At 66.0% G+C, this 24,356-nt stretch carries 22 protein-coding genes; 15 read left to right on the forward strand and 7 right to left on the reverse strand.

All coding sequences use genetic code 11. From position 1 onward, the window contains the following. Position 1: 1 nt before the first annotated feature. Positions 2-751, reverse strand: coding sequence for a hypothetical protein (locus ACJEIK_RS19755; RefSeq protein ID WP_409430160.1), 750 nt, complete (start codon positions 749-751; stop codon positions 2-4). Positions 752-867: 116 nt separating this feature from the next. Between ACJEIK_RS19755 and ACJEIK_RS19760 the strand changes: the two genes are divergently transcribed. From ACJEIK_RS19760 to ACJEIK_RS19770, 3 genes are all read left to right on the forward strand, one after another. Further along, positions 868-2,100: a PucR family transcriptional regulator gene (locus tag ACJEIK_RS19760; RefSeq protein WP_409430161.1), complete on the forward strand. Its 1,233-nt coding sequence runs from the start codon at positions 868-870 to the stop codon at positions 2,098-2,100. Between the two features lie 193 nt (positions 2,101-2,293). Continuing rightward, complete coding sequence (locus ACJEIK_RS19765) at positions 2,294-4,120, forward strand: amino acid permease (RefSeq protein ID WP_409430162.1); 1,827 nt, start codon at positions 2,294-2,296, stop codon at positions 4,118-4,120. After that, positions 4,117-4,998, forward strand: coding sequence for a universal stress protein (locus ACJEIK_RS19770; RefSeq protein ID WP_064859728.1), 882 nt, complete (start codon positions 4,117-4,119; stop codon positions 4,996-4,998). The genes ACJEIK_RS19765 and ACJEIK_RS19770 overlap by 4 nt, the downstream gene beginning before the upstream one ends. 77 nt (positions 4,999-5,075) lie before the next feature. Here the strand turns inward: ACJEIK_RS19770 and ACJEIK_RS19775 are convergent, their stop codons facing one another. Further along, a complete protein-coding gene (locus ACJEIK_RS19775) occupies positions 5,076-5,306 on the reverse strand; it encodes a hypothetical protein (RefSeq protein ID WP_131808796.1) in 231 nt (76 codons plus the stop codon). A gap of 340 nt (positions 5,307-5,646) precedes the next feature. Here ACJEIK_RS19775 and ACJEIK_RS19780 point away from each other — a divergent pair, with 340 nt between their 5' ends. Beyond that, complete coding sequence (locus ACJEIK_RS19780; protein ID WP_409430163.1) at positions 5,647-6,672, forward strand: DNA topoisomerase IB; 1,026 nt, start codon at positions 5,647-5,649, stop codon at positions 6,670-6,672. On the opposite strand, the gene ACJEIK_RS19785 is transcribed toward ACJEIK_RS19780, so the two are convergent. Then, a complete protein-coding gene (locus ACJEIK_RS19785) occupies positions 6,661-7,860 on the reverse strand; it encodes an ROK family protein (protein WP_409430164.1) in 1,200 nt (399 codons plus the stop codon). The two genes, ACJEIK_RS19780 and ACJEIK_RS19785, sit on opposite strands and share 12 nt — an antisense overlap. Positions 7,861-8,002: 142 nt before the next feature. Here ACJEIK_RS19785 and gap point away from each other — a divergent pair, with 142 nt between their 5' ends. Further along, positions 8,003-9,022 carry a type I glyceraldehyde-3-phosphate dehydrogenase gene (gene gap, locus ACJEIK_RS19790; RefSeq protein ID WP_409430165.1) on the forward strand — a complete coding sequence of 340 codons (1,020 nt, stop codon included), beginning with the start codon at positions 8,003-8,005 and terminating at the stop codon, positions 9,020-9,022. A gap of 233 nt (positions 9,023-9,255) precedes the next feature. Here gap and ACJEIK_RS19795 read toward each other — a convergent pair whose 3' ends face one another. Both ACJEIK_RS19795 and ACJEIK_RS19800 read right to left on the reverse strand, forming a co-directional pair. Then, positions 9,256-9,684, reverse strand: a complete 429-nt coding sequence (locus ACJEIK_RS19795; RefSeq protein ID WP_061003204.1) for a nitroreductase family deazaflavin-dependent oxidoreductase — start codon at positions 9,682-9,684, stop codon at positions 9,256-9,258. A 77-nt stretch (positions 9,685-9,761) separates the two neighbouring features. Beyond that, positions 9,762-11,102, reverse strand: coding sequence for an AurF N-oxygenase family protein (locus ACJEIK_RS19800; protein WP_409430166.1), 1,341 nt, complete (start codon positions 11,100-11,102; stop codon positions 9,762-9,764). Between the two features lie 185 nt (positions 11,103-11,287). Between ACJEIK_RS19800 and ACJEIK_RS19805 the strand changes: the two genes are divergently transcribed. Next, positions 11,288-12,745, forward strand: coding sequence for an APC family permease (locus ACJEIK_RS19805; RefSeq protein WP_064859919.1), 1,458 nt, complete (start codon positions 11,288-11,290; stop codon positions 12,743-12,745). After that, a complete protein-coding gene (locus tag ACJEIK_RS19810) occupies positions 12,742-13,407 on the forward strand; it encodes a helix-turn-helix domain-containing protein (RefSeq protein ID WP_064859920.1) in 666 nt (221 codons plus the stop codon). Before ACJEIK_RS19805 ends, ACJEIK_RS19810 begins: the two co-directional genes overlap by 4 nt. 16 nt (positions 13,408-13,423) lie before the next feature. On the opposite strand, the gene ACJEIK_RS19815 is transcribed toward ACJEIK_RS19810, so the two are convergent. Continuing rightward, positions 13,424-14,032, reverse strand: a complete 609-nt coding sequence (locus ACJEIK_RS19815; RefSeq protein WP_020103107.1) for a TetR/AcrR family transcriptional regulator — start codon at positions 14,030-14,032, stop codon at positions 13,424-13,426. A 94-nt stretch (positions 14,033-14,126) separates the two neighbouring features. On the opposite strand from ACJEIK_RS19815, the gene ACJEIK_RS19820 reads away from it, so the two are divergent. The 5 genes from ACJEIK_RS19820 (at position 14,127) to ACJEIK_RS19840 (ending at position 19,257) form a co-directional block, all read left to right on the forward strand. Further along, positions 14,127-15,023 carry a metal-dependent hydrolase gene (locus tag ACJEIK_RS19820; RefSeq protein WP_082762359.1) on the forward strand — a complete coding sequence of 299 codons (897 nt, stop codon included), beginning with the start codon at positions 14,127-14,129 and terminating at the stop codon, positions 15,021-15,023. After that, positions 15,020-16,105: a PDR/VanB family oxidoreductase gene (locus ACJEIK_RS19825; protein WP_061005928.1), complete on the forward strand. Its 1,086-nt coding sequence runs from the start codon at positions 15,020-15,022 to the stop codon at positions 16,103-16,105. Before ACJEIK_RS19820 ends, ACJEIK_RS19825 begins: the two co-directional genes overlap by 4 nt. Before the next feature lie 31 nt (positions 16,106-16,136). Further along, positions 16,137-17,654, forward strand: coding sequence for a flavin-containing monooxygenase (locus tag ACJEIK_RS19830; protein ID WP_409430167.1), 1,518 nt, complete (start codon positions 16,137-16,139; stop codon positions 17,652-17,654). Further along, entirely contained in the window at positions 17,651-18,490 is an 840-nt protein-coding gene (locus ACJEIK_RS19835; protein ID WP_409430168.1) for a short-chain dehydrogenase/reductase, read from the forward strand. Before ACJEIK_RS19830 ends, ACJEIK_RS19835 begins: the two co-directional genes overlap by 4 nt. 77 nt (positions 18,491-18,567) lie before the next feature. Next, positions 18,568-19,257, forward strand: coding sequence for an Abi-alpha family protein (locus tag ACJEIK_RS19840; RefSeq protein ID WP_167838156.1), 690 nt, complete (start codon positions 18,568-18,570; stop codon positions 19,255-19,257). An 18-nt stretch (positions 19,258-19,275) separates the two neighbouring features. Here the strand turns inward: ACJEIK_RS19840 and ACJEIK_RS19845 are convergent, their stop codons facing one another. Then, entirely contained in the window at positions 19,276-19,827 is a 552-nt protein-coding gene (locus ACJEIK_RS19845) for a TetR/AcrR family transcriptional regulator (protein WP_167838157.1), read from the reverse strand. A gap of 318 nt (positions 19,828-20,145) precedes the next feature. On the opposite strand from ACJEIK_RS19845, the gene ACJEIK_RS19850 reads away from it, so the two are divergent. From ACJEIK_RS19850 to ACJEIK_RS19860, 3 genes are all read left to right on the forward strand, one after another. Continuing rightward, on the forward strand, positions 20,146-21,906 hold the full coding sequence (locus ACJEIK_RS19850; RefSeq protein WP_061005980.1) for an AMP-dependent synthetase/ligase: 1,761 nt from the start codon (positions 20,146-20,148) through the stop codon (positions 21,904-21,906). 17 nt (positions 21,907-21,923) lie between these two features. Next, on the forward strand, positions 21,924-23,063 hold the full coding sequence (locus ACJEIK_RS19855; protein ID WP_061005938.1) for an acyl-CoA dehydrogenase family protein: 1,140 nt from the start codon (positions 21,924-21,926) through the stop codon (positions 23,061-23,063). An 88-nt stretch (positions 23,064-23,151) separates the two neighbouring features. After that, positions 23,152-24,351, forward strand: a complete 1,200-nt coding sequence (locus tag ACJEIK_RS19860) for a BTAD domain-containing putative transcriptional regulator (protein WP_409430169.1) — start codon at positions 23,152-23,154, stop codon at positions 24,349-24,351. The last annotated feature ends 5 nt before the right edge of the window (positions 24,352-24,356 follow it).

The raw sequence follows: 24,356 nt of genomic DNA on the forward strand, positions 1-24,356 counted from the left end.
GTCAGCGGAACCGCACGCCCCGGCGCCGCACCCACCAGTCGGCAAACAGCGTCCCGACGAGCCACACGACAACCGCGATACCCAGGTGCACAGCACTTTTCGTGTCGCGGCCGAGGACGGGCCCGAAGACGTGGGCGACGGCGTTCGGTAGCGACCGCCACAGTTCACGGTGTTCGACGCCGCCGACCGGGTCCGCGACGAAATACAGGGCGTACGGCAACGCCAGCGATGACAACCAGAGTGCGATACGGCGTCGGTCATGGCGCTGGCCCCACCGCTGCACCAGCGGAACTTCGGCAACCGGCAGCAATACCGACACCACGTTGCCCACGCCGAGCCAGGACACGATCGGCACCGCGACATTCGGGATCGTCACGCCGAGCCGGGCCGGCGTTTCCAGCCAGACGGTGAGCACCGCGGCGGCCGCAAGCGTCGGAAGCCCGACGAGAATCAGCAGCGCCAGGTTCTTGTGCAGCAATATCCGCCATGGCGCCGTAGCTGCGTCCAGACTCTGCCGGACCCGATCATGGTCGGCGCCAAGCACATTGGTCGTCGTGGTGTCGGCGAGGACGAAGGACGAGAAGTAGGTGCCGACGAGGATCACCCAGTCTTGATGATGCCGTCCCCCGGAGGTCAACGGCTCCACGGCGAGCCACAGCAGCGCGAGCACGACGTTGGCCGCCACGCCCAGCAGCCAGCTGCGCGGCGGCGTGAAGGCCCACCGCACTTCCGACCACACTGCCGGCAACATCGTCCATCTCCACCGTCAACGCCCCGTCCGCCGCGGAGCCCGTGCGACGATACCGGCAACAAACGTTGCGGTTCCTGTGAGCGCGGTGCCGCCGACACGGATCCGAATGGGGGCGCATGGCCGAACCGCACGGCACCGACCCCAGTGCCCAGATTCAGCTGATCGTCGACCTGCTGGCCCGATCGCTGAATCGCGCGGTGCTACTGGACGACACGGCGATGACGCCGATGACCTTCAGCCGCCAGCTCGGGACCGTCGACGACGTGCGGATGCACAGCCTCCTCGAGCGCACGACGAAACCCGAAGTCATTGCCGAACTTCGAGCCTTCGGAATCGACGACGCCGACCCGGGCGTCGCGATCCCACCGCTACCCCGGTACGGCATGGTTGCGCGTTACTGCGTCCCGGTGCGATCGGCCGCCAACCATTTCGGCTACTTGTGGGTGATCGACCCGCAGCAGTCACTGAGCGCGGCCGAGCGCGCCCTGGCGCACCAGGCCGGGGCGGATCTGGTGGCAATTCTGGATCGGCGCCAGACCACGGAGCGCGCCATCGAGTCCGCGCGTCAGGCCCTGTTGACCCGCCTGTTGTCCGCCGGTGTCGACGAGCCTCTCGACGCCGTGCTGCGCGAACTCGGTGCCCAGGACATGGCGCAGCCGGACAGCCTGCTCACCGTGTTCGCGTTTGTCCCGCCCGGGCGCGCAACGGAGACCGAGCAGCGTCTCATCGCATTGCGACTGCAGCTTTCGGCTGTCGAACGGACACACAACTGGTTCGTCCTGCCGGGCAATCCCGTGGGCGTGTTCGCGTTCTGCCCCGCGCACGTGCGAGTCCCGCCGCAGCGCCTCGCCGAGACCGTGACCTCGTCGATCCAGGCGACCTTCGATGACGTGCCGGCCATCGGATGGTCCGGTACCCGGCTGCCCCTGGCGCAGGCCGCCCAGGCATTTCGGGACGCCCGGCTGGCCTGCGCCCTGGCTGCCGCAGGTGCAGGCAAGGGCGGGGCGGCGCTGGACTGGACCGCGGCGGGGTCGTGGCGGGCGGTGGCCCTGCTCGCCGACAGCTTCGCCGATGCTCCCCACGAACTCGACGCGCTGGTTCATCCGGGCGTCAGCGCGCTCTTGGCCGAGGGTCGCGACGATCTGATCCAGACGCTCGAGGCCTACCTGTCCTCGGGCGGCGATGCCCGGCGCGCCGCCGACACCATGCACCTGCATCGCTCGACGCTGTACTACCGCCTGGAGAAGATCACCCAGGCACTCGGTGACGACGTCACCGACCTCACAGATGGCGAGGCCCGGTTCGATCTGATGCTCAGCATTCGGCTGGCCAGACTGCGCCGGCGCTGACGCCGGCCTTCCGACTGCTGTCGGAAAAACGGCCGGATATTGCGACAAGATGGCGTCTCGTTAGACCCCCGCATGCCGTATCGATCGGCTTAGTAATCGCACACGCCAAAACGTGGTGCAGCTCACATCGTCTGCTGGGCGTGGGCTGAGAACGCCCTGACAAATGCCGTCAGGGCAGCGCGAAGGAGACGACGTGAGTGGGACACCGGCCCTCAAGAAGGCCCTGAGTCAGCGCCAGCTGTCAATGATCGCGATCGGCGGCGTCATCGGCGCCGGCCTGTTCGTCGGCTCAGGAGTCGTGATCAAAGACACCGGGCCGGGCACGTTCATCACCTATGCGCTGGCCGGCCTGCTGATCATCATGGTGATGCGCATGCTCGCCGAAATGGCGGTGGCCAACCCCTCGACAGGTTCGTTCGCCGACTACGCCCGCAATGCGCTGGGTAACTGGGCCGGCTTTTCGATCGGCTGGCTGTACTGGTACTTCTGGGTGATCGTGGTCGGCTTCGAGGCAATTGCCGGAGCCAAGATCATCAAGTATTGGCTGCCGGGCGCGCCCATCTGGCTGACGGCCCTCCTGCTGTTGATCGCCATGACGGCGACGAATCTGTTTTCGGTGTCCTCGTTCGGCGAGTTCGAGTTCTGGTTCGCCAGCATCAAAGTTGCGGCCATCATCGTGTTCATCGGATTGGGCTCGTGCTTCGTACTCGGCCTGTGGCCCCACAAGTCCATGGATTTCTCCAACCTCACCGCCCACGGCGGGTTCTTCCCACTGGGCCCATCTGCAGTCACCGTCGGCGTCGTCACCGTGATCTTCTCCATGGTGGGCGCCGAGATCGCGACCATCGCAGCCGCTGAATCCACCGACCCCGAGCGCGCCGTCGCCAAGGCCGCCAACTCGGTCATCATGCGTATCGCCGTCTTCTTCGTCGGCTCGGCGTTCCTGCTGGTGACCATCCTGCCGTGGAACGGCAAGCAGCTCGCCGCGTCGCCGTTCGTGTCGGCCTTCACCGCGATGGGTATCCCCTACGCCGACCACATCATGAACGCCGTCGTCCTGACGGCGGTGCTGAGCTGCCTGAACTCGGGCATGTACACCGCTTCGCGCATGCTGTTCGTGCTGGCCGCGCGGCGTGAGGCGCCCGCGCAGCTCGTGTCCGTGACCCGCCGCGGCGTGCCGGCCGCCGCCATTCTCACGTCGTCGGTCATCGGGTTCCTCGGCGTCATCGCCTCGGCCTTCTCGCCGGATTTCATCTTCAAGTTCCTGCTGGATTCCAGCGGTGCGGTCATCCTCTTCGTCTACCTGCTGATCGCGATTTCCCAGATCGTGCTGCGGTACCGCAATGGTGGCGACAAGCTCAAGGTCAAGATGTGGCTGTTCCCCGTGTTGTCCATCATCACGGCCTTGGCGATGACGGCGATCCTGGTCCAGATGTTCGTTCAGGGTGGCGACAACAGAAGGGCCCTGACGCTGAGCCTGCTGTCCTGGGCCGTCGTGATCGGCTTGTTCTTCGCCAACCGCTGGTTCAACTCCCGTCGGCCGGTGCCGGAGCCCGTCACCGCTACCGAGCGGCCGCACCGGGTGCTCGTGCTGGCCAACGAAACCGTCGGCTCCGAGGAGCTGCTCGACGAACTGCGCGCGATCGGTGCCGACAACGCCACGACGTATCACGTTGTCGTGCCGGTGAGCCCGATCGAGACCGGAGCCGCGGCCTCGCACAGCCCCCTCGATGTCTGGGAAGCCACCAAAGTCCTTGCCCAGCAACGCCTTGACCAGACGCTGGCCGCACTGCACTCGGCGAACCTGGAGGCCGACGGCAAGCTGGGCGACTACCGACCGCTGCGCGCGCTGGCGGCCGCCGTCGCCGAATTCGATCCGGACCAGATCGTCATCGCGACGGAGCCGCCGGAGCAGTCGATCTGGCACCGTTTCGACGTCGTCGACCGCGCCCGGTCCGACTACCACATCCCGGTGACCAACGTGATCGCGATGGCGCCCTCCGAGGAGCCTGTCGCGTGACGATCATCGCCGGGTTCAGCGCGTCCCGGCAAGGCAGCGCCCCGATCAACCTCGCCGTGCAGATCGCGCAGACCACCGGCGAGAAGGTCATCGCGGCAGCCGTTCTCGAGCGCTCGTGGCCACCACGCAACGACCCGGTCGAGGACGAGTACCTGCGGCACATCAAGGCGCAGACGGCCCAGTCCTTGCAGGCCGTCGTCGACGGCCTGCCCGGGCGGCCGGACGTCCCGACGCTGGTGCACGAATCCGGTTCCATCCCAACCGGATTGCTCGAGCTGGCCCAGGAGTTTCAGGCCCGCGCCGTGGTGCTCGGATCGTCGTCGTCCGGCCTACTGGGACGCGTGGCCCTCGGCAGCGTGACGGAGCGGCTGGTGCACACCGCGCAGGTTCCGGTAGCGATCGCGCCGCGCGGATATGCCTTCAGCCACGAACCGATCCGTCGGCTCACTGCGGCCTATGGCGGTGAGGCCGACACCAATGGACTGGTTCGCGCTGCCGCGGAGCTGTCCCGGGACTGGAACGCCAAGCTGCGGATCGTGGCATTCACCGTGCGGCCCGCGTGGGCGTTCGGCGGGCCCTCACTCGAGGTGGGTGCCGAGGACATGGTCGTCGCGCAATGGTCGAAGCGCACGGCCGACGAAGTCACCAAGCAGCTCAACAAGGTTCGTGAAAATCTGGCGGTGCCCGACGTGGACATGGTCGTCAGCAGCGGGCGGGATTGGCAGCAGGCCGTGGAGAACACGGGCTGGGCGCCGGGCGATGTGCTGCTGCTCGGGTCGGGCGCGGCCGGGCAGTCGGCGCGGGTGTTCCTCGGATCGGCCGCGGCGAAGATTCTGCGTCATTCACCGGTCCCAGTGATGATCATGCCGCGCGCCTGAGTTCATCGTCCGACTGGCCAACTATTGCAGGCGCTTGCCGAAAGCGACTGCAATAGTTGGCCTTTCGGTGTTTGCGCCTAGCTCTTGCCGTAGGGGGCGGCCTTGACGACCGGGCTGGCGGAGGGGGTCAGCGGCGCGGTGGGAGGCGCCTCCTTGGTGGTCGTCGAGCCATTGGCGCCAACCGGGTTCTCCCGCGCCGGTTCGGCAACCGCCACAGTGGCGGCCCCCATGGCCACAAGAGCGCCGGCGCCGATGGCCGCTGCCACGCGACGGATGGTGACGGCGTTGGTCAGACGTGAACGAGACATCAATTTCCTCAGTGTGTTGTTGCCTGTGCAGGATTGGTGCCCGCGGCCCCGAGCCACTCGCACCGCCGACCCTTGTGTCCCGCAATCTCCACGAGCAGATCGGGATCGGCATGGCCAAACCACAAGCAATCGGTGCCGCGAAATCTGCCGTGTTGCCGAGATCACGTCAACAGCCAGCGGAAACGTTGAGCAGTCTGCTCAGAATGTGACGTAGGACACTGTGACCTACGCATCATTTTGTCCGGTACCGCCGGGGTTGACGCCCGCGTCGGAGAGGTGTCGCCGAAGCCGATCCGGGGTAAGGACCGACGGTGCGACACAGACACCGGGCAGGTCTGCCATGAGGCTGCGACACAGTGACATCTCGTCGCCCGGCATCACACGGAGGCGGCGCGGCAACGGCTTCTCGTACTACGACACCGCCGGCGCACCTGTGACCGACGAGGCGACGCTGCAACGAATCCAGGACCTGGTGATACCACCCGCGTGGCGAAAAGTCTGGATCAGCCCGCACCGCAACGGTCATATCCAGGCCGTGGGTACCGACGCCGCAGGACGCCGGCAGTACCTCTATCACGCTGTGTGGCAACAGGAACGCACCGAAGAGAAGTTCGACCGCGTGCTCGAGCTCTCCACGGTCCTGCCCGACTGGCGAGGCCGGATCGCAGCCGATCTCACCGGCCGGGGACTGCACCGCGAGCGCGTGCTCGCGCTGGCCCTGCATCTGATCGATCTCGGGTATTTCCGCGCAGGCGGCGAGGAGTACGCCCAGGACAACGATTCCTGCGGACTGGCCACGCTGCGCTGCGAACACATCGAGGTGCGCAGCGGCACAGTGATATTCGACTACCCGGCGAAGAGCGGTGTGCAGCGGCATCTGGAACTGGCCGATCCACAAGTGGTCCGCGCAGTCCGAGCGCTGCGCCGGGGACGAGGCCCGACCGACCGATTCCTGTACTGCCGCACCGGTTCGGGCTGCGTGGAGCTGCACGCTGACGACCTGAACGCCCGATTCAAAGAGCTTGTCGGCGAGGAGTACAGCGTCAAGGACCTGAGAACGTGGCACGGCACCGTGCTGGCCGCCGCGGGTTTCGCCGCCGTTGCACCGGCAGACACGAAGACAGCCATCCGCCGTGCCCGGACCTCCGTCTTTCGCGAGGTAGCCGAAGAACTCGGCAATACCCCTGCGGTGGCGCGTAGTTCGTACGTCGATCCGAGAGTGGTCTCGGCGTACGAGGAAGGTCTGACGATTTCCGCGGCCGTCAGGCGCGCCGAAAAACAACGCAACGAAGCTGCGGCTCAGGAGATCCTGGAAAGAGCCACCCGAAAGCTCATCCGTCGCGTGGCGCGAACGTCAGGTACCTGAGTGCTGGAGTCTGGCCTGCAGGGAGGTATCGATCATCCGCGGGCTCAAGATGTGATCTAGCGCCGTGGTGGCGCAGCCGATAATGCCGACGCGCTCTTGAAGCACCGAAGGGACGACCTGCAGTGTGCGGGTGGCCAGGGTGCTGGCATTGCCGTACAGGGTCTCTCGCAGACCGGCCACGAACACGTCGTACGCACCGACCATGTCGCCGGCCACGACCAACACGGCAGGATTGATCAGGTTGACAGCCGCCGCGAGCACTTCGCCAACATGCCGGCCACTGTCCCGAATCTTGCTGCGGGCCTTGGCGTCCCCACCATGCGCCAACGCCACGACGTCGCGCAGATGACCCACGGCGTACCCATCACGTCGCAGATCACGCACGATCGCCCAACCGCCGGCAACCGCCTCGACACAACCCGTGTCACCGCAGCGGCACGAAATACCGGCAGCCGCGGCAATCTTGCTGTGCCCGAAATCGCCCGCGGCCTGCACCGCGCCGCGCCGAAGTTGCCCACCCATCACGATGCCGGCACCCAGTCCAGTGGAGGCTTTGACGACCAGCATGTCCTGCACATCGGCAAATCCGAAACGGCGTTCGGCCAGTGCGATCACATTGGCGTCGTTGTCCATGACCACCGGCGCATCGGTGAGGTGCCGGAAGTACGGCGCCAGCGGCACACCGTCCCACCCGCTCATGTTCGGTGAATCCAAGCTCGCCCCGAGCTGCCGATCGACCGTGCCCGGCAGACTGAGACCGATGCCGAAGATGCGGTCGCCGCGGCGCCTGGAGTCGTCGAGTAGCTCATCGAGCCGTTTCACCAGGTCGGGCATCAGATCGTCCGGGCCCATGCCGGGCTCCTGATCGATCTCGGCGGTGGCGAGGATTTCGCCGGCGAGGTTGCACAATGCCAGCTGGGTGCGACTGCGCCCGATGGCCACCGCGAAGACGATGCCGGCATCGGCGTTGAACATGAGCTGCGTGGCCGGACGCCCGCCCGTCGACGCCACATGGTCGGGCTCGATCACCAGATTGTCGGCTTCCAGTGCCGCGATCCGCGTGGTCACCGCGGTACGGGACAGGCCGGTGATTCGGCCGATCTCGCTGCGGGTAATAGCCCGGTGATCCCGGATCACGGCGAACACTTCGCCGGCAGTAGGTGACACCGACGTGCCGCTGAGCGCCATGGCAGCCATTGAAGCAAGGCGGCACGTGCCGAGGCAAGCGTAAGTCACCACCACTTAGGTATTTGGAGTACGTAATGGGCTTGCAGAAAGTCCCAATGGGTGTATGGTTCGTTCTGAAACGATCAAGCGAGGAGCATCAGCAGTGACTATTCGGATCGGCGTCAACGGTTTCGGGCGTATCGGGCGTAACTTTTTCCGGGCCCTGGACGCACAAATTGCGCAAGGTAAGAACACCGATCTGGAGATCGTCGCGGTCAATGACCTGACCTCGACCGATGCGTTGGCGCATCTGTTGAAGTTCGATTCGATCCTGGGCCGGCTGCCCTATGACGTCCGCGCTGATGGCGACACGCTGATCGTGGGTGAGACCAAGATCAAGGCCCTGGCGGTCAAGGAAGGCCCGGCGGCGTTGCCGTGGGGCGATCTGGGTGTGGACATCGTGGTCGAGTCCACCGGTATCTTCACCGACGCCGCCAAGGCCCGTGGCCACCTGGAAGCCGGGGCCAAGAAGGTCATCATCTCCGCGCCGGCGACCGGTGAGGACATCACCATCGTGATGGGGGTCAACGACGACAAGTACGACGGCAGTCAGGACATCATCTCCAATGCCTCGTGCACCACGAACTGCCTGGGCCCGATCGCCAAGGTCCTCAACGACGAGTTCGGGATCGAGCGCGGGTTGATGACCACGATCCACGCCTACACCCAGGATCAGAACCTGCAGGACGGGCCGCACAAGGATCTGCGCCGGGCCCGCGCGGCGGCGATCAACATCGTGCCGACCTCCACCGGCGCGGCCAAGGCCATCGGCCTGGTGCTGCCCGAACTCAAGGGCAAGTTGGACGGGTACGCGCTGCGGGTGCCGGTGCCCACCGGGTCGGTCACCGATCTGACCGCCGAGCTGGGCAAGTCGGCGTCGGCTGCGGAGATCAACGCCGCGATGCAGGCGGCGGCCGAGGGGCCGCTCAAGGGAATTTTGAAGTACTACGACGCGCCGATCGTGTCGTCCGATATCGTCACCGACCCGCACAGTTCGCTGTTCGATGCGGGGCTGACCAAGGTCATCGACAACCAAGCCAAGGTCGTGTCCTGGTATGACAACGAGTGGGGCTACTCCAACCGCATCGCCGATCTGGCCGCGCTGGTCGGCAAATCGCTGTAGTCCGTACCTGGAGCCGATGCGCGATTCGCCCCTAGTCGGCGGGCCGCTCGTCGGCCAGGAGCAGCTGGTCGATGGTGCTGGTGCTCTCGGCCGACAGACCGGTGCGCCGCAGGGAGCTGACCAATTGTGCCGCAACGTTGTTGAGTCATTGTTCGGCCATTACGGCCCAAATCGGTTCAGGCCAGCAGTAATTCGGCATCGGTCGTCCGAGTGCCGGCTTCCCGGCCGACGGTCTAGTCGGTGAATTCGATGCGCACCGACACCGGCGCGGTCCCGTAGGACGCGATTCTCGGTCCGGCCGCACCGGACAGCCGCACGCGGGCACGCACGTCGTCCTCCGGCGCAAAAGTCGCGATGCCGGACCGCCATCGATCACCCTGCTGGAGGCGAACATTCGGATTGGCCTCGATGTTGGCACCCCAGCCCGACAGCGTGCCGTGCCCGCAGATGACCCATGCGCCGGTCTCGTCGAAGATCGGCGAAACCGGAACCCGCCGCAGCTGCCCGGTTTTACGACCGCGGGTTTCCAATTCGCTTACCTGCGTTGGGCGGACGGCGCCGAGACGCGCCAGACCCCGCACCGTCGGGTTGAGCAGGTAACGCCCGACCGCGCGGAACACCCGGAACTGTCGTTGCTCGGCGCGAGTGTGAACTGTTCCCACGAGCTTCCTCCTTGGCGGCCACGGCGATGGGCCCGATACGGTGAATATACCGATCGGTCTACCAATCGGCAAGGTCCTCATAGGCCTGGCATGAACTCGGCAACCGCGAGAATGCTCAGCACGACCAATGCGAGTCCGATCAACCCGCCCGCAGGAATCATGCTGCTGCACACCGCGATCCAGACGGCGAGCTGCGGCCACTCGAAAGGCTGGTTGCCGACCACGCCACCGCGGCGGGTCCGGAGCAGGTGAAAAGACGCCCACACGGCCGTTCCGACCGCCGCCACCGTGATGATCCGCAGCCCGACCGGCGTTGCCGCCATCGCAACACCGGCCGCTATCGCCGCGGCCGCGATTCGGCTCCACATCACCGTGGCGCCGAAACCTGTGCGGGCGCACGACTGACTGCGATCGGGCTCGCTGCGGTACCGCGGCAACCGGCCGTCGATACCCAACAGCCGCCACAACCAGCGGGTCCAGACGGTGCGCAAACCGAGGTCGTCGGCAGCGAGTCGGACGTCCGCGGCCGATTCGGCCAACATCTGCCTGGATCGAGCGCTGCGCCAGTAGGCAGCCTTGAAGACGCGTCGCGGTACCCCGAACTGGCGGGCGAATGCGCGTGGTGGTGCGATCATCTCGCCGATCAGCCAGCGAAGGTAGATCGGGAATGCCATGGCGTAGCACCACCGCCGCAACCGTCCCGCTGCCGGGATTCGTTGTGCCAGATAGTGGTTTGCGAACGAGATGTGCCTGGCTTCCTCGGCGAGGTGAATGGAGGTGACCTTGTTCAACAGCGGGGGCACTCCCGCTGAACCGCGATGCTGCAACGTCTGCTGGAAGTGCAACGGCTGTTCCCCGCACAGCACTCCGATGAACAGGAAGATATTGGCGTAGCCGCCGAGGAAGCCCAGGATCGGCCCGAAGAACCGGGATCCTCGGCGCATACCGGGAACGTCGGCGCCCGTGCGGTTGACGAACTCCTGGAACATCTGGATGTGGTGGCATTCGTCGGTCAGCTCATGGAGTAGGTACTGAAACACCACTGAACCGTTGGGCAAGGTGCCGGCGTGGTGAATCACGCCGCGGATCAACATCATCTCGAATTGCAGTGTCACCTTGAGGATGTTCGCGGCGAGCCAGCGGCCCATCGCGACGCGCCGCTCGAGGGGTTGCTGTGCGTACCACTCGGTGGCGGCGAGCGGAGCGATGTCGGAGTCCAGCTGCCAACGCGCGTCATCGGGGTCCAGTGCGTTTTCGGCGGCGTCCCAGTCGATGTCGATGAACGGATCGAAGCCCCGGCGCGTGCTCGCCCGGCAGAGCGCTGCGGCGATGTCGGTATCGAGTCCTGCCGCCGTACCGGTGTTCAGGTGTGACCTGGTCGATTCGGCGGCGGTAGGTGCGGTGAAGCCCACAGTCATGGCGTGACCTCCGTTGGTATCGAAGGGATCGGGATGCCGACGAGCGTGCTGCCAGGCATTTGCGCGCCGGTGTCCACCGCGTTGCGGCGTCGGCTCTTCGCGTGGGAAGTGTTGTCCCAGTGTGGGATACGCGGTCGACACCACGGCGAAACGTGGCAGAAACAGCGGGATTTCTATACTCGGCGATGCTCACCACGGACAATCAGGTGCCACTGCACGGCCTGGGCCCGCGCACGCGCCTGGGCGGCCTGGATCGCGGCGCGCTGGGCGCTGCCGATGTTGCGGCACAGTCCGTTTCGGCCATGGCGCCCTGCGGCGCCGCGGCGGCGAGCCCGATATTGGTCGCTGCCCACGGCGGTCCGGTCGTTGCGAGCACGGCCATTGCGTTCGCTCTCGCCCTGGTCCTGTCGTGGCTGGTTCGGGGATTCGCGCGGCGTGTGCCCGCAGCGGGTTCGCTCTATACGTACGTTGCCGTTGGCGTCGGGCCGGTGGCCGGGTTCGTCACCGCCGGTGCACTGTTGCTCGGCTACCTCGGCATCGGAATGGTCGCGGTCACCGAGTCCTCGGCGTTCGCGTTACGGTTGGCATCCTCGGTGGGGCTGACGGCGCACGGCTGGCTGGTCGCGGTCGGCGCGCTCGGGTTCGCAGTTGCCAGCGGGGTGGTGCTGGTTCGCGGTATCCGTCTGTCGGCGCGGGTCGCGCTGGTGACCGAGACCATCGCGGTGGGTCTGGTGGTGGTGGTCGCGGGGTGGCTGGTCTGGCATGGTGACGTACGCCGTCTACATGATTCGGTGCTGGCTCCCATCCTCGATCTCGGGCACCTGGCTGGTGGTGTCGCGGTCGCAATGGCGGCATTCGCCGGCTTTGAGACCGCGACAGTGCTGTCGGTCGAGACCCGCGCTCCGCTGCGCACTGTGCCAGCGGCAATCCGTGGCTCGCTGCTGCTGGCCGGGCCCGTCGTGATGCTTGCGACCTTGACCCAAGCCGGAACACCAAGCCAGACACCGACAGATTCGTGGTTCGGGGCACTGGCTGCCGAACCCGGTGGCCGGATACTGGTGCCGGCCCTCTACCTCGCGACGACGCTGTCGTCTTTCGCCTGCGCGCTGGCATTCACGACAGCGGCAGCCCGGGTCTTGCTGTCCCTGGCCCGCGAAGGCGTCTTACCGACGGCACTCGGCCACACCGATCTACGCAGCAAGGCACCAACCGTCGGGATCTGGGTGTGCACCGCGACCGTGTTCGGCGTGCCTTTCGCCATGAGTGCATGCGGTGCCGACCCGGCAGCGGCATGCGGCTCGCTGATGGCCGGCGCGGTCTGCGGCTACCTGCTGGCATATGCCGCACTGGCCGGCGCGATGCCCGCGATGCTGCGGCGCCTGGGCGAACCCAGCAGGGTGGCGTTGGTGATCGGACCGGCCTGCGCACTGGTTCTCACCGCCATGGTGGCCGAATTCTGGGGACTGACGATCACCGGTCCGTTCTGGATTGGAGCGGTAGCCGCCATGGCCTGGATGCTGCTGTGGGCCGCCGCCGGATGGCGATTGCGCAGCAGCCGTCCGGACGCGTTCGCGTCGATCGGCGCGCACGCGGGAACCGTCAGGTCCGAGGTCTGGCGTGGCTACTTGCGGGGCTCGTCATGACCCGAGCGCTGCGCCCCGACGCCGGTTCGCGTTCGGCGCTCGCCGCGCTGTCCATCATCGAAGAGGTCGCGGCCGCGGGACCCGGGATCACGGCGCTGGAGATCACGCACCGGCTGCGGATGTCCCGGTCCTCGGCGTACCGGTTGCTCGCCGTCTTGTTGGAGAGCGAATACCTGGTTCGTACACCGGATTTGGGCGGGTTCGCGCTGGGCCGCCGCATCGACCGGCTGGTCGGCATCCCCACCACTCCCGCGGACCGGTTACGCGAAGCAGTCGACGCCGTGCGCGCCGAAGCGCGGTTCGGCATACATCTGGTGCTGCATCGACCCAAGCGGCAGCCGGTATTGGAGCTGTTCGACATCGATCCGGATTTCCCGCTGTCCGATCCGGCCCGGGTCATCGCCGAACCCGAGTGCTCTGCCATCGGACGGATCGTCGCCGCCGATACCCGCGGTGAACGCCCGGCGTTCGCCACGCAGCGCGGGATTCTGGTGCCCGGACATGGTTGCCTGGCGCTCCCGATCCGCGGCACCGACGCCAGTCTCGTCGCCGTGTTGGCAGCCTCGGCACCGTCGCATCGCGTCGCGGACGCCGATACGTTGATGACGTTCCTTACGCCTCATGCCCGGGCGGTGGCGCTGGCGTGCACGACGCCAGGTTGACGCACGCGCTGCGGCACTACGGTTTCGGCGTTGACGCGATCGGCAGGAGGCTTTGCCGCGCGAATTGTTCGACCTGTTCATAGGTCTCCAATGGCGCCAGCACCGCAGGCGTGAGCAGGATCGAATGGGTGATGCGGACAAGGATTTCGGCTCGTGCGAGCAACTCGGGTTCCGGAACTGCCGCCACGTCGGGGCCACGGAGCACTTCGGCGGTCGCCGCGACGGCGCCGGCCAGCAGCGGTGAGGCTTCGAGGGTCAGTCGAGGCAGCACGGTGTCGGGCTCGATGTCCAGAAGCCGGTTCCAGACCGCATTCGTGCGCACCGTCTCGATCGTCGTGGCAAAACTGTGGACCACGCGATCCGCGAAATTGTCGGTGCGCGCCGCCGCGGCGCGCACCGCTTCGAACAGCTTCTGGGATTCGCGGATGAGCACCGCCGAGACAATCTCGTTCTTCCCGCCGACCCGTCGATAGATCGTGACGCGGCCGAGCCCCGCGCGCTGAGCGATTTCATCGACGGTCGCCCGCCGGATCCCAATCTTGGCGAAGACGTCCAACGCGGCGTCGAGGATCTCTTCGACGCCCTCATCACGGGCCGTGTCGAGCGCGAACAGATCGGTGTGCACGCACCTGACCATAGTCGATGCTGCAACATTGAAACAATTGTATGTAGTGTGTTTCACTGTAGCACGAAGGACTCAGAGCCGAGGAAGGCGTGTGATGGCGAGCAAAAAACCGGGACGAGTGGTGCGCGAGTACAACGACGAGGCACTGGCGATCAACGCCCGCCACGTCCACTTCGATTGGTCCGGCGTCCCGTTGGAGTACATCCCGGGCGAGGCCTATGCCACGCATTTCTGGAACGTGATGCACCTGGTCCTGCCTGAAGGCGAGCGGGCCATGGCCGACGTCTTCGGCCAGGCCCTGCCATACATCGACGACGAGCGCCTCAAAGAGGAAGTCATCGGATTCGTCGGACAGGAGGCGACGCACGCGGCCTCGCACGAGGGCTTCCGCAACTACCTGCGCGCACACGGTGTCGACGTCGGTGTGGTCCTGCGCCGCATCGACTTCGCGGTAGAGAAGATTTTCGGTGACCACGGGATCACCGGCCCCGCACGCAAGGCGTGGCTGAGCGAGCGCCTCGGGGTCTACGCGGCGGCAGAGCATTTCACCGCCGTCATCGGCGAATGGCTGTTGGACAACGAGGCCTTCGATCGCGCCGGCATCGACCCGACGATGCTGGACCTGCTGCGCTGGCACGGCGCCGAGGAACTCGAGCATCGCAATGTCGCGTTCGACGCCTACCAGTACGTCGACGGCGGCTACGCCCGCCGCGCGCGCACGGCCCTCATCGCATGTTCGGGCCTTGCACTGCTTTGGTTTTCGACGGCATCGCATCTGTACCGCAACGACGCGACGGTGCAGCGTCGTCGTCCGTGGCCCTTCGAGTACATCCGCGCCGCCCATCATGGATTGGTGCCGGGAGTGTCCTTCCTGTTCTCGCAGATGTACTTCTATCTACGACCGGGTTTTCACCCGTCGACGATGGGCGACATCAGCAAGGCAGTGCGGTACCTGGCGGTATCACCCGCGGCGCAGGCGGCGCACGTATGAACGAGCTCCTCGACCAACCCACATCTGTCGATGACCCGACGCCCGCGCTCAGGGCCATGGGGCAGTTGGCCCGCGGCTATTCGCGGTTGTTCACCGAGAGCCGCATCGCAGACCGCTTGTCGCCGCCCCGCCCGGTACGCCGGGCCGGATACGACGCGCGGCTCGAAGTCGTTGCGGCGGAACGCGTAGCCGACGACGTCGTCAGCCTCACCTTGAGCCGGGCCGACCGTTCACCGCTCCCCCGCTGGACGCCGGGCGCGCACATCGATGTGCTCACCCCGACCGGCCGGCAACGGCACTACTCGCTGATCGGTGACCAATTCGATCCCCTCCACTATCGAATCGCCGTGCGGCGCATCCCCGACGGCGCGGGTTCGGCCGAGCTGCACCGCGTCCGGGTCGGCGACACGCTGCGCATCCGGGGACCCCGCAACGCGTTCAGCCTGGCCCCCGCCGATGAGTACGTGTTCATCGCCGGCGGGATCGGCATCACGCCGATCCTGCCGATGGTGCGTGCGGCGGCATCCGGCCCCGCCCCCTGGCGCCTGGTGTACACCGGGCGTTCGCGCGCATCGATGCCCTTCATCGACGAGCTCACCGCCCTCGGGCCCGACCGGGTGCTCATCCGGCCCGACGACCAGTACGGCGCACCGGATCTGGCCGAATTGTGTACGACCGCTTCATCCCGCGCGGCGTTCTATGTGTGTGGCCCTCCCGCGATGATCGAACGGGCTCGCGAGGTCGCCACCGCCGCGACCGCGCCGGGCCGTCCCGCAGAGTTCCACAGCGAACGTTTCACCGCCGCACCGATCGTCGACGGCAGAGCATTCACCGTGCAGCTCACCGAATCGGGGCTCGCTGTCGACGTCGCCGCCGACGAGTCGGCCCTCGCTGCGATCCGCCGTGTCAAACCCGACGTGCAGTACTCGTGTCAGCAAGGTTTCTGCGGGGCTTGCCGCGTGCGACTGGTGGACGGGGTCGTCGAGCACCGAGATCGGGTGCTGACCCCCGACCAGCATGCCGACTCGATGATGATCTGCGTTTCCCGCGCCCAGGGTGACTCGATCTCCGTCGCGCTCTAGTCAGCCACCTGCACTCACCAAGGACACACCCATGACCAAACCCACTCCCACACATGTCCATACCGCGATCATCGGTGCCGGCTTCGGCGGGATCGGCGCGGCGATGCGACTCAAGGATTCCGGCGACAACGACTTTCTCGTATTCGAGCGGGCCACCGAGATCGGCGGAACCTGGCAGGCGAACACTTATCCGGGAGCGCAGTGCGACATCCCGTCGGTGCTGTATTCGTACTCGTTTGCCCCGAACCCGGACTGGACGCGCCTGTATCCGCTCCAGCGAGAACTGAAGGCCTACATCGAAAGATGTGTCGATGACAGCGGCATCCGGTCGCACATTCGGCTCGGGCACGACGTCACCGACGCCTCATGGGACGACCTGGCCCAGGTGTGGCAGATCACCGCAGGCGGTCAACATTTCACTGCCACCGTGATGGTTCTTGCCACCGGACCATTCAGTGAGCCGTCGATTCCGAATCTTCCGGGCCTCGAAGATTTCTCGGGCCCGGCCTTTCACTCGGCGGAGTGGCGCCATGACGTCGACCTGCGCGGAAAGGCGGTCGGTGTCATCGGCACCGGCGCTTCGGCCGTGCAGTTCATCCCGCGGATTCAGCCTGACGCCGCCGAACTGGTTGTGTTCCAACGGACCCCGACGTGGATCCTGCCACATCCGGACCGCCCGGTCGGGCCCGCGGTGCGTTCGGTGTTCCGCACGGCCCCGCTCGTCCAGCGCGCAGCCCGTTCGGCGGTCAGCTTGGTCCAGGAAGCGATGGTGCCCGGTCTGGTCCATCTGCCGGCGCTGCTCCAGCCGATGGCGGCCGTCGGCAGGTGGCATCTCCGCAGGCAGGTCCGCGACGAGAACCTGCGGGAAAAGCTGACACCGCGGTATGCGTTCGGATGCAAGCGACCGACGTTCTCCAATACCTATTACCCCGCGCTGGCCGCGCACAACACCGTCGTGGAAACCGCCGCGATCCGGCGGGTCACCAGAGAAGGGATCGAAACCGCCGACGGGCACCACCATCGCCTCGACGCCATCGTTTTCGGAACCGGGTTCAAACTGGCCCACAACGAAGGATTCACGCGGATCCACGGCCGAGATGGCCGCAGCCTCGCGGAGGTGTGGGCCGGCGGAGAGATGAAGGCGCACTTGGGCACCGTCATTCCGGGCTTTCCGAATCTGTTCATGATCCTCGGCCCGAACTCGGTGGTGTACACGTCGCAGATCGTGACGATCGAGGCGCAGCTCGACTTCGTACTCGACGCCATCGCGCAGATGCGGCGCCGCCAGATCCGCAGTATCGAGGTCTCGGACGACACCCTCGGAAACTTTGTCGCACAAGTCGACCGGCGTCTTGCAGACTCGGTGTGGAACTCCGGTGGTTGTCAGAGCTACTACTTGAGTCCATCAGGCCGCAACTTCACCTTCTGGCCCGGCTTCGTCTTCACCTTCCGGCACCAGATGCGGCGAATTCGCCTCGCGGAGTTCGATATCCGCTTCGCCACCATGCCGCCCGAGTCCGCTGACGCCGAGTTGGTGGTCGGACGATGACCGCACGTGCGGCGATGCCCCTTTCTGGCGCAGTGGTTTTCATCACCGGCGCGGCACAGGGCATCGGGTTCGAAGCCGCCTCCCGTTTCGTGGCGGCAGGTTCGCGAGTGGTCCTCATCGACGTCGATGCAGGGAAACTCGGGAAAGCCCAGGCACAGCTGGGGAACGAGACCATCGGCATCGTCGCCGATGTGCGCGATGCCGCGGCATTGACCGCCGCGGCCGACCAGGTGGTGCACACCTGGGGGCGCATCGATGTGGTGGTGGCCAACGCCGGCGTCACACCGCCGCCGGCCACCCTGCGCACCATCGAACCCGATGCGTTCCAACGAGTTATCGACATCAATCTGCTCGGTGCGGTGCACACCGTGCGCGCGACCACCGAGCACGTCATCTCCAGTCGCGGACACATTCAGCTGATCGGGTCATGTGCCGCGTTCGCACCGGGCATGGGCGGTGCGGCGTACATGATCAGCAAGGCCGGAGTCGAACAGCTCGGCCGGGCGTTGCGGATCGAGCTCGCTGCCCACCAGGTGACGGTCGGAATCTCCTACTTCGGAATTGTCGACACGGCGCTGGCCCGCACCACACTCGATGACGATCCGATGGGCCAACGCATCGGTGAACTGTTGCCCTGGCCGTTGAACAAGCGCATCGACGCCGGTCACGCCGCCGCGAGCATTGTCGACGCAGTCGGCCGGCGCAGAGCCAGCAGCACCGTGCCGCACGCATGGATTCCCTACGCCTGGCTTCGTGGTGTCATCAACGTGATCCTCGACCAGCAACTCGCCGCCAACCAGACGGTCGCCGCCATCATCCGGCAACTAGAGCGCTGACACGCTGCCTCGCAGCGGAAGCCAGATCACCGACCAGCACCAGCCGAAAGAACCGCCTCCAGAAAAGAGATGACACGATGGTCACCACCTCCGACGTGCACGGCCTGATCGCGACCGCCACGACATTCGCCCGGCGAGGCCTACGCGTGGCAGGGCGAGCCGACATCCCCGCTCGGGAGGTGCCGTCGTACGAGCAGGCCCGTGGGCCGCCGCACGCGCCATCGCGGGCGGCCGATGCCGACGTCGCGACAACGAATGACTCGCCGCAGTCGAACGATTCGTTGCACACCAAAATGGTGGGGCTGTTGGGTCGCTCGCTGGAGCAGAGCACATGCCAGACGCGGCTGGAGGTCTACGACCGTATCGTCGACCAGCTTGTTGCCGACGAGGCGAGGATTCTCCGTGCACTGTCGAACGGCACCACGTCTCCCCTTGTCAATGTCTATTCGCAGGCCCGGTGGTGGTCCATGCCTCGAGCCGTCCTGACCAATACGTCGCTGATCGGCCGCACCGCAGGCGTGACGCTGCCGGCCATGGCGCCGACCTACGTCGCCAACCTGTTGCGGCTCGGTCTGGTTGAAATCGGGCCCCAGACAGATGGATCCGAGCCCGGCTACGAGGTGCTCATGGCCGAACCGGGCGTTATGCGCGCCATCGCCGACGCGCAGCAGGAACGGCAGTCCGCTCGAGTGGAGCGGCTCAGTCTGCGCCTGTCAGACCTGGGCCGCGAGCTGTGGACGACAGCGATGGGCGGCAGGTCGCGGTAAGGCACGAGAATTCTCGAACTAGCTGGGCCACAACGCGTTCCGCCACAGTGCCGCCACCGCATCGGTGGTGCGATCGAGGTGGCCCGGCTGCGCGGCGACGCGCGCCGGCGCACAGCCGGCGACCGTCGCAGTGGTCAGAACACGTACCAGCGCGGGGAGATCGGTCGAGATCGGTTGGGCGCCTTGATGCACCTCGGCCGATACCATCGCCACGATGCGCTGGGTGATCGCGTCCTCTACGTCGGCGACGATGCCGGCGATCTCCGGTTCATAACCTGCCGACGCGCGACACGAGCCCCACACCGGGTCGTCAGCGGCCAGTGCGGCACGGATACCGGTGATGACACGTGCGATCAATGCCGGCGTGGACTCCCCCTGTGCCCGCAACGCGAACGACTGATCGAGCATCGCGGCAGTGGTGCGTCCATGCAGCAGTTCCGCGAGCGCGGAGTACTTGGATTCGAAATAGAAATAGAACGCGGTTCGCGTGACGCCGGCCTGCCGAGTGATCGCCTGTACCGAAAGCTCCGAGATCGGGTTTCGATCGAGCAGTTCGCGGAGCGCTGTCAAGATCGCGGTACGGGCGTGATCACCGCGGTTGGTGATAGGTGTCCGGTCCCGACCGGAGGCGCTTGAACCGTCGGGGGCAGTCGGACCGGCCGGGCAGCACGTGCCGCTGGGTTGACGTCGGGTTGCCAACATCACGGCTCTCTTTCTGTTGGACAAGGCATTTCGCGTAGCGCCGCACTTCCACCAAGGAGGAGGGCGACAACACCATCGTCGCCCGATTGAAACAATCATACGCAATATGTTCTACTGTTTCAGTCTGAGCCGTTGCGGCCGCACCTCGGTCCGGACTCCGCACGGCACTGCTGTGAAAGGGTTGTGGTGAGCGAAAGTCTGTGCGCGCATTTCCAACGCCGCGTTGCCGAACTCGGTGACACAGCGGCGATTTGCCGCGCCGACGGCACGGTAGCGCTGACCTGGTCGCAGTACGGCGATCAAGTTCGGCGGGTGGCCGCGGGTCTGACCGCGCTGGGTGTGCGGCGCGGCGATGTGGTGGCGATGATGCTCACCAATCGACCCGAGTTCCACGTTGTCGACGCGGCAGTGATGCATCTCGGTGCAGTCGGCTTTTCGGTATACAACACCAGCGCCGCGGCGCAGATCACGTATCTGTTCGAAAACGCCCAGCCGGCAGTCGTGGTCAGCGAAGCGCAATATCTGGAGAAGGTGCTGACTGCCTCATCGGGCACCGCTGTGCGCCACGTCATCTCGATCGACGACTCGAATCACGACGTGCTCACCCTCGACGAGGTAACTGCCGGGGGCGCCGAGGATTTCGACTTCGACGCCACTTGGAAGGCCGTTCAGCGTGACGACATCCTGACCCTCATCTACACCAGCGGGACCACAGGGCATCCCAAAGGCGTAGAGCTGACGCACGGCAACCTGCTGTACCAGCTCGAGGTGATCCCGAATGTGGTCGGTAATCTCGCCGGGGGTCGGGTGCTGTCCTATCTGCCGGATGCGCACCTGATCAATCGCTGGATCGGCCAGTACGCGCCGATGTACTTCGGTATCACGGTCACCGACGTCGACGACCCGAAGACACTGATCGACGTCCTGGGCCGCGTGCACCCGACGTTCTTCGTCGCGGTACCGATGCTCTGGTACAAGATTCGGGCTCGTGTCGAGACGCTCATCGCCGAGCAGACCGGACCGGCGGGCGCGCTCGCGCGGTGGGCCCTGGAAGCCGGCAAGAAGAAGGCGGCAGCCACCCTGGCGGGCGGCCGGTTGGGACTGCTCGACGAAGCAGCCGCCGCCGCGGCAGACGTGTTGGTGTTGTCCAAGATTCGCGCGCGCCTCGGAATGGATCAACTGAGCGCTGCGGTGTCGGGCGCCGCACCCATCGATGTTTCCGTACTCGAGTTCATGCTTGCGATCGGTGTTCCCGTGTTGGAGGCCTGGGGCATGTCGGAGACCTCCGCGGTCACGACCGTCAATCCCAGAGACCGGCTCAAGCTCGGCACGGTGGGTAAGGCGATCCCCGGCACACAGATCAAACTGGCCACCGACGGCGAGATTCTGGTCCGCGGATGTGGGGTGATGCGCGGCTACCACCTCGATCCCGGTCGCACCGCGGAAATCCTCGATGCCGACGGCTGGATCCACACGGGCGACGTCGGCTCGCTCGACGCCGACGGGTATCTGCGTATCGTCGACCGCAAGAAGGAGTTGATCATCAACTCCGGCGGAAAGAACATGTCCCCCAGCAACATCGAGGGCGCACTCAAAGCAGCCAGCCCGCTGATCGGCGCTGTCGCCGCCATTGGTGACAACCGTCCGCACATCGCGGCGCTGATCACGCTCGACCCCGATGCGGCCGCGGATTTCGCTTCCCGACACGGATTCGGCGGCGCCACCGTCGACGAAATGGTCGGCCACGAGGCGACACAGCAGGCGGTGTCCGACGCGGTGGCGTCGGCGAATAGCCGACTGTCCCGGGTGGAGCAGATTCGGAGCTGGAAAGTCCTGCCGCAGTACTGGATTCCCGGCGGGGATGAGCTGACGCCGACGCTGAAGCTGCGCCGCGCACCCATCGCCGAAAAATACGCCGCACAGATCGACGCGCTGTACACGCGTTGAACGAGAGGAACAAGACAGTGACCCACGCATCGACGACCGAACTCGCCGACCTGTCCGGTTTGGCCCGCGACTTCTTCACCAAGGAAGTCGCCCCGCGTCACGAGGAATTCGCCGCCGCCGGCGAGCCCGACCGCGCGTTGTATCGCCGTGCCGGCGACCTGGGGTTGCTGCTGATGTCGATCCCGGAGGAATTCGGCGGCGGTGGGGCGACTTTCGCGCACGAGGCGGTGCTCTTCCGGGAACAAGCCTATGCCGGTGACCTGTCCATGCAGTTGGGCGTGCACGCGGGCATCGTCCCGCATTACCTGAACGCCTACGCCACCGCCGAACAGAAGCTGCGCTGGCTGCCCAAACTCGCTTCCGGCGAATGGATCGGCGCGATCGCCATGACCGAGCCCGGTACCGGGTCGGATCTCCAGGCCATTTCGACGCGGGCCGTTCGTGTGGGAGACGAGTACGTGATCTCCGGCGCCAAGACGTTCATCTCGAACGGTGCGACATGCGACCTCATCATCATCGCGGCCAAGACCGATCCGCAGCAGGGTGCGGCCGGGTTGTCGCTGTTCGCCGCCGAGGTCCGCGACGATACTGCGGGATTCCAGCGCGGCCGCAAGCTGAAGAAGATCGGCCAGAAAGGGCAGGACACCACCGAACTGTTCTTCGACGAATTGCGCGTCCCGGCGGAGAACCTGCTCGGCGGGATCGAGGGCCGCGGCTTCGTCCAGTTGATGCAGCAGTTGCCGCAGGAGCGCCTGATCGTGGGCGTCGCCGCGCTGGGCGCGGTCGAAGCCGCATACGACCACACGCTGGCGTACGTCAAGGAGCGCCACGTGTTCGGGAAACCTCTCTTCGCCCTGCAGAACACGCGTTTCGAACTGGCCGAGATCGCCACCGTCATCGACGTCATGCGCACATTCGTCGACGACGCGATCCAGCGTCACGTCCGCGGCGACCTCGACGTCAAACGCGCCGCGCAGGTCAAACTCTGGTGCTCCGACCAACAGACACAAATCGTCGACCGCTGCCTGCAACTACATGGCGGCTATGGCTACATGGAGGAATACCCCATCTCCCGCCTGTTCGTCGACAGTCGGATCTCACGGATCTATGCCGGTGCCAACGAGGTCATGAAGGATCTCATCGCGCGCCACCTCTAGCCCGGACGATTCGACCGGCTCGGGCCGACCGGGTGTGAAACGCTCTACCCGTGCGAATGGACAGGTTCGGCCGGGCGGGGAGCGATTGATGGGCGGCCAGACACCGATGGCGCCCGGACCTCAGCGTGCTGGAGCCGAACGCGACATCCAGTTCGGAGTGCTGGGTCCGCTGCAGGTGAACGTCGGGTCAGCACCGATTCAGGTCGGTACGCCGAAACAGCGCGCGGTACTTGCCATGCTGGTCGCGAACGCCAACCGCGCCGTCAGTGCCGCGGACTTGATCACAGCGATCTGGGAAGGCGAACCGCCGGCCGCCGCACGCATCTCGGTGAGTGCCTATGTGTCGAATCTGCGCCGCCTCATCACCGAGGCGGGCATCGACGCCCACGCCGTCGTGGCCACCGCACCCAATGGCTACCGACTCGAAATCGCGACCGGGCAAAGTGATCTGGCCCGGTTCGCCACGGAGCAGCAAGCGGGGATCAACGCCGTGGCCGCTGGACGTTTCGAGGCGGCCAGCACACACCTGACCACCGCACTGGCTCAGTGGCGCGGCCCCGTCCTCGACGACCTGCGCGACTTCGCCTTCACCGATGTGCTGCGCAACGAGCTGGCCGAGGACAAAGTCCTCGCCCAGACGGCGCGGGCCCACGCCGAGATCGCCTGTGGCCGAGCCCATACCATCGTTCGGGAGCTCGAAACCCTGGTCGGGGAACATCCCTACCGCGAACCGCTCTGGGCTCAACTGATGACGGCGTACTACCTCACCGACCGCCAATCCGATGCGCTCGACACATATCACCGGCTCAAGACAACGTTGTCAGATGACCTCGGCATAGACCCCGCGCCGGCGCTGCGCACGCTGTACGAACAGATTCTGCGCCAGGAGCCGCTCGACGTACAGCGCAATGCCCAGGCCGCGGCCCAAACGGTCGTCGCTTTCGAACCCGGTGTGACCACCCTGATCAGCCCTGTCACCGCAGCCCTGCGCGACGTGCACGATCACCTTCATCGGCTCAGGGGTTCGGCCACCCGCATCGGACGCAGCCCGGACAATGACCTTGTCTTGGCCGACGACAAGGTGAGCCGGCACCACGCCGTCATCAACAACGCCGACACCGCCCACATCATCACCGACCTCGGGTCTGCCAACGGAGTCCATGTCAACGGAGAGCGAATCCGCGCCACGGCCGAGCTCCACGATGGCGACACCCTTCGAATCGGCAGTCAGGTGTTCGTGTTCCAGACGTCGCCGCCCACCACGCCGCAGGACGGTGGCCGAGTGTGACCGGA

This window comes from Mycobacterium sp. SMC-16, from assembly GCF_046250085.1.
In the GTDB taxonomy this organism is placed as follows: Bacteria; Actinomycetota; Actinomycetes; order Mycobacteriales; family Mycobacteriaceae; genus Mycobacterium; species Mycobacterium phocaicum.

Coding starts and splice junctions, on each gene's coding strand:
- ACJEIK_RS19755 (WP_409430160.1), bottom strand. CDS start 751: ATGTTGCCGGCAGTGTGGTCGGAAGTGCGGTGGGCCTTCACGCCGCCG.
- ACJEIK_RS19760 (WP_409430161.1), top strand. CDS start 868: ATGGCCGAACCGCACGGCACCGACCCCAGTGCCCAGATTCAGCTGATC.
- ACJEIK_RS19775 (WP_131808796.1), bottom strand. CDS start 5,306: ATGTCTCGTTCACGTCTGACCAACGCCGTCACCATCCGTCGCGTGGCA.
- ACJEIK_RS19780 (WP_409430163.1), top strand. CDS start 5,647: ATGAGGCTGCGACACAGTGACATCTCGTCGCCCGGCATCACACGGAGG.
- ACJEIK_RS19785 (WP_409430164.1), bottom strand. CDS start 7,860: ATGGCGCTCAGCGGCACGTCGGTGTCACCTACTGCCGGCGAAGTGTTC.
- ACJEIK_RS19800 (WP_409430166.1), bottom strand. CDS start 11,102: ATGACTGTGGGCTTCACCGCACCTACCGCCGCCGAATCGACCAGGTCA.
- ACJEIK_RS19805 (WP_064859919.1), top strand. CDS start 11,288: ATGCTCACCACGGACAATCAGGTGCCACTGCACGGCCTGGGCCCGCGC.
- ACJEIK_RS19810 (WP_064859920.1), top strand. CDS start 12,742: ATGACCCGAGCGCTGCGCCCCGACGCCGGTTCGCGTTCGGCGCTCGCC.
- ACJEIK_RS19820 (WP_082762359.1), top strand. CDS start 14,127: ATGGCGAGCAAAAAACCGGGACGAGTGGTGCGCGAGTACAACGACGAG.
- ACJEIK_RS19825 (WP_061005928.1), top strand. CDS start 15,020: ATGAACGAGCTCCTCGACCAACCCACATCTGTCGATGACCCGACGCCC.
- ACJEIK_RS19830 (WP_409430167.1), top strand. CDS start 16,137: ATGACCAAACCCACTCCCACACATGTCCATACCGCGATCATCGGTGCC.
- ACJEIK_RS19835 (WP_409430168.1), top strand. CDS start 17,651: ATGACCGCACGTGCGGCGATGCCCCTTTCTGGCGCAGTGGTTTTCATC.
- ACJEIK_RS19840 (WP_167838156.1), top strand. CDS start 18,568: ATGGTCACCACCTCCGACGTGCACGGCCTGATCGCGACCGCCACGACA.
- ACJEIK_RS19860 (WP_409430169.1), top strand. CDS start 23,152: ATGGGCGGCCAGACACCGATGGCGCCCGGACCTCAGCGTGCTGGAGCC.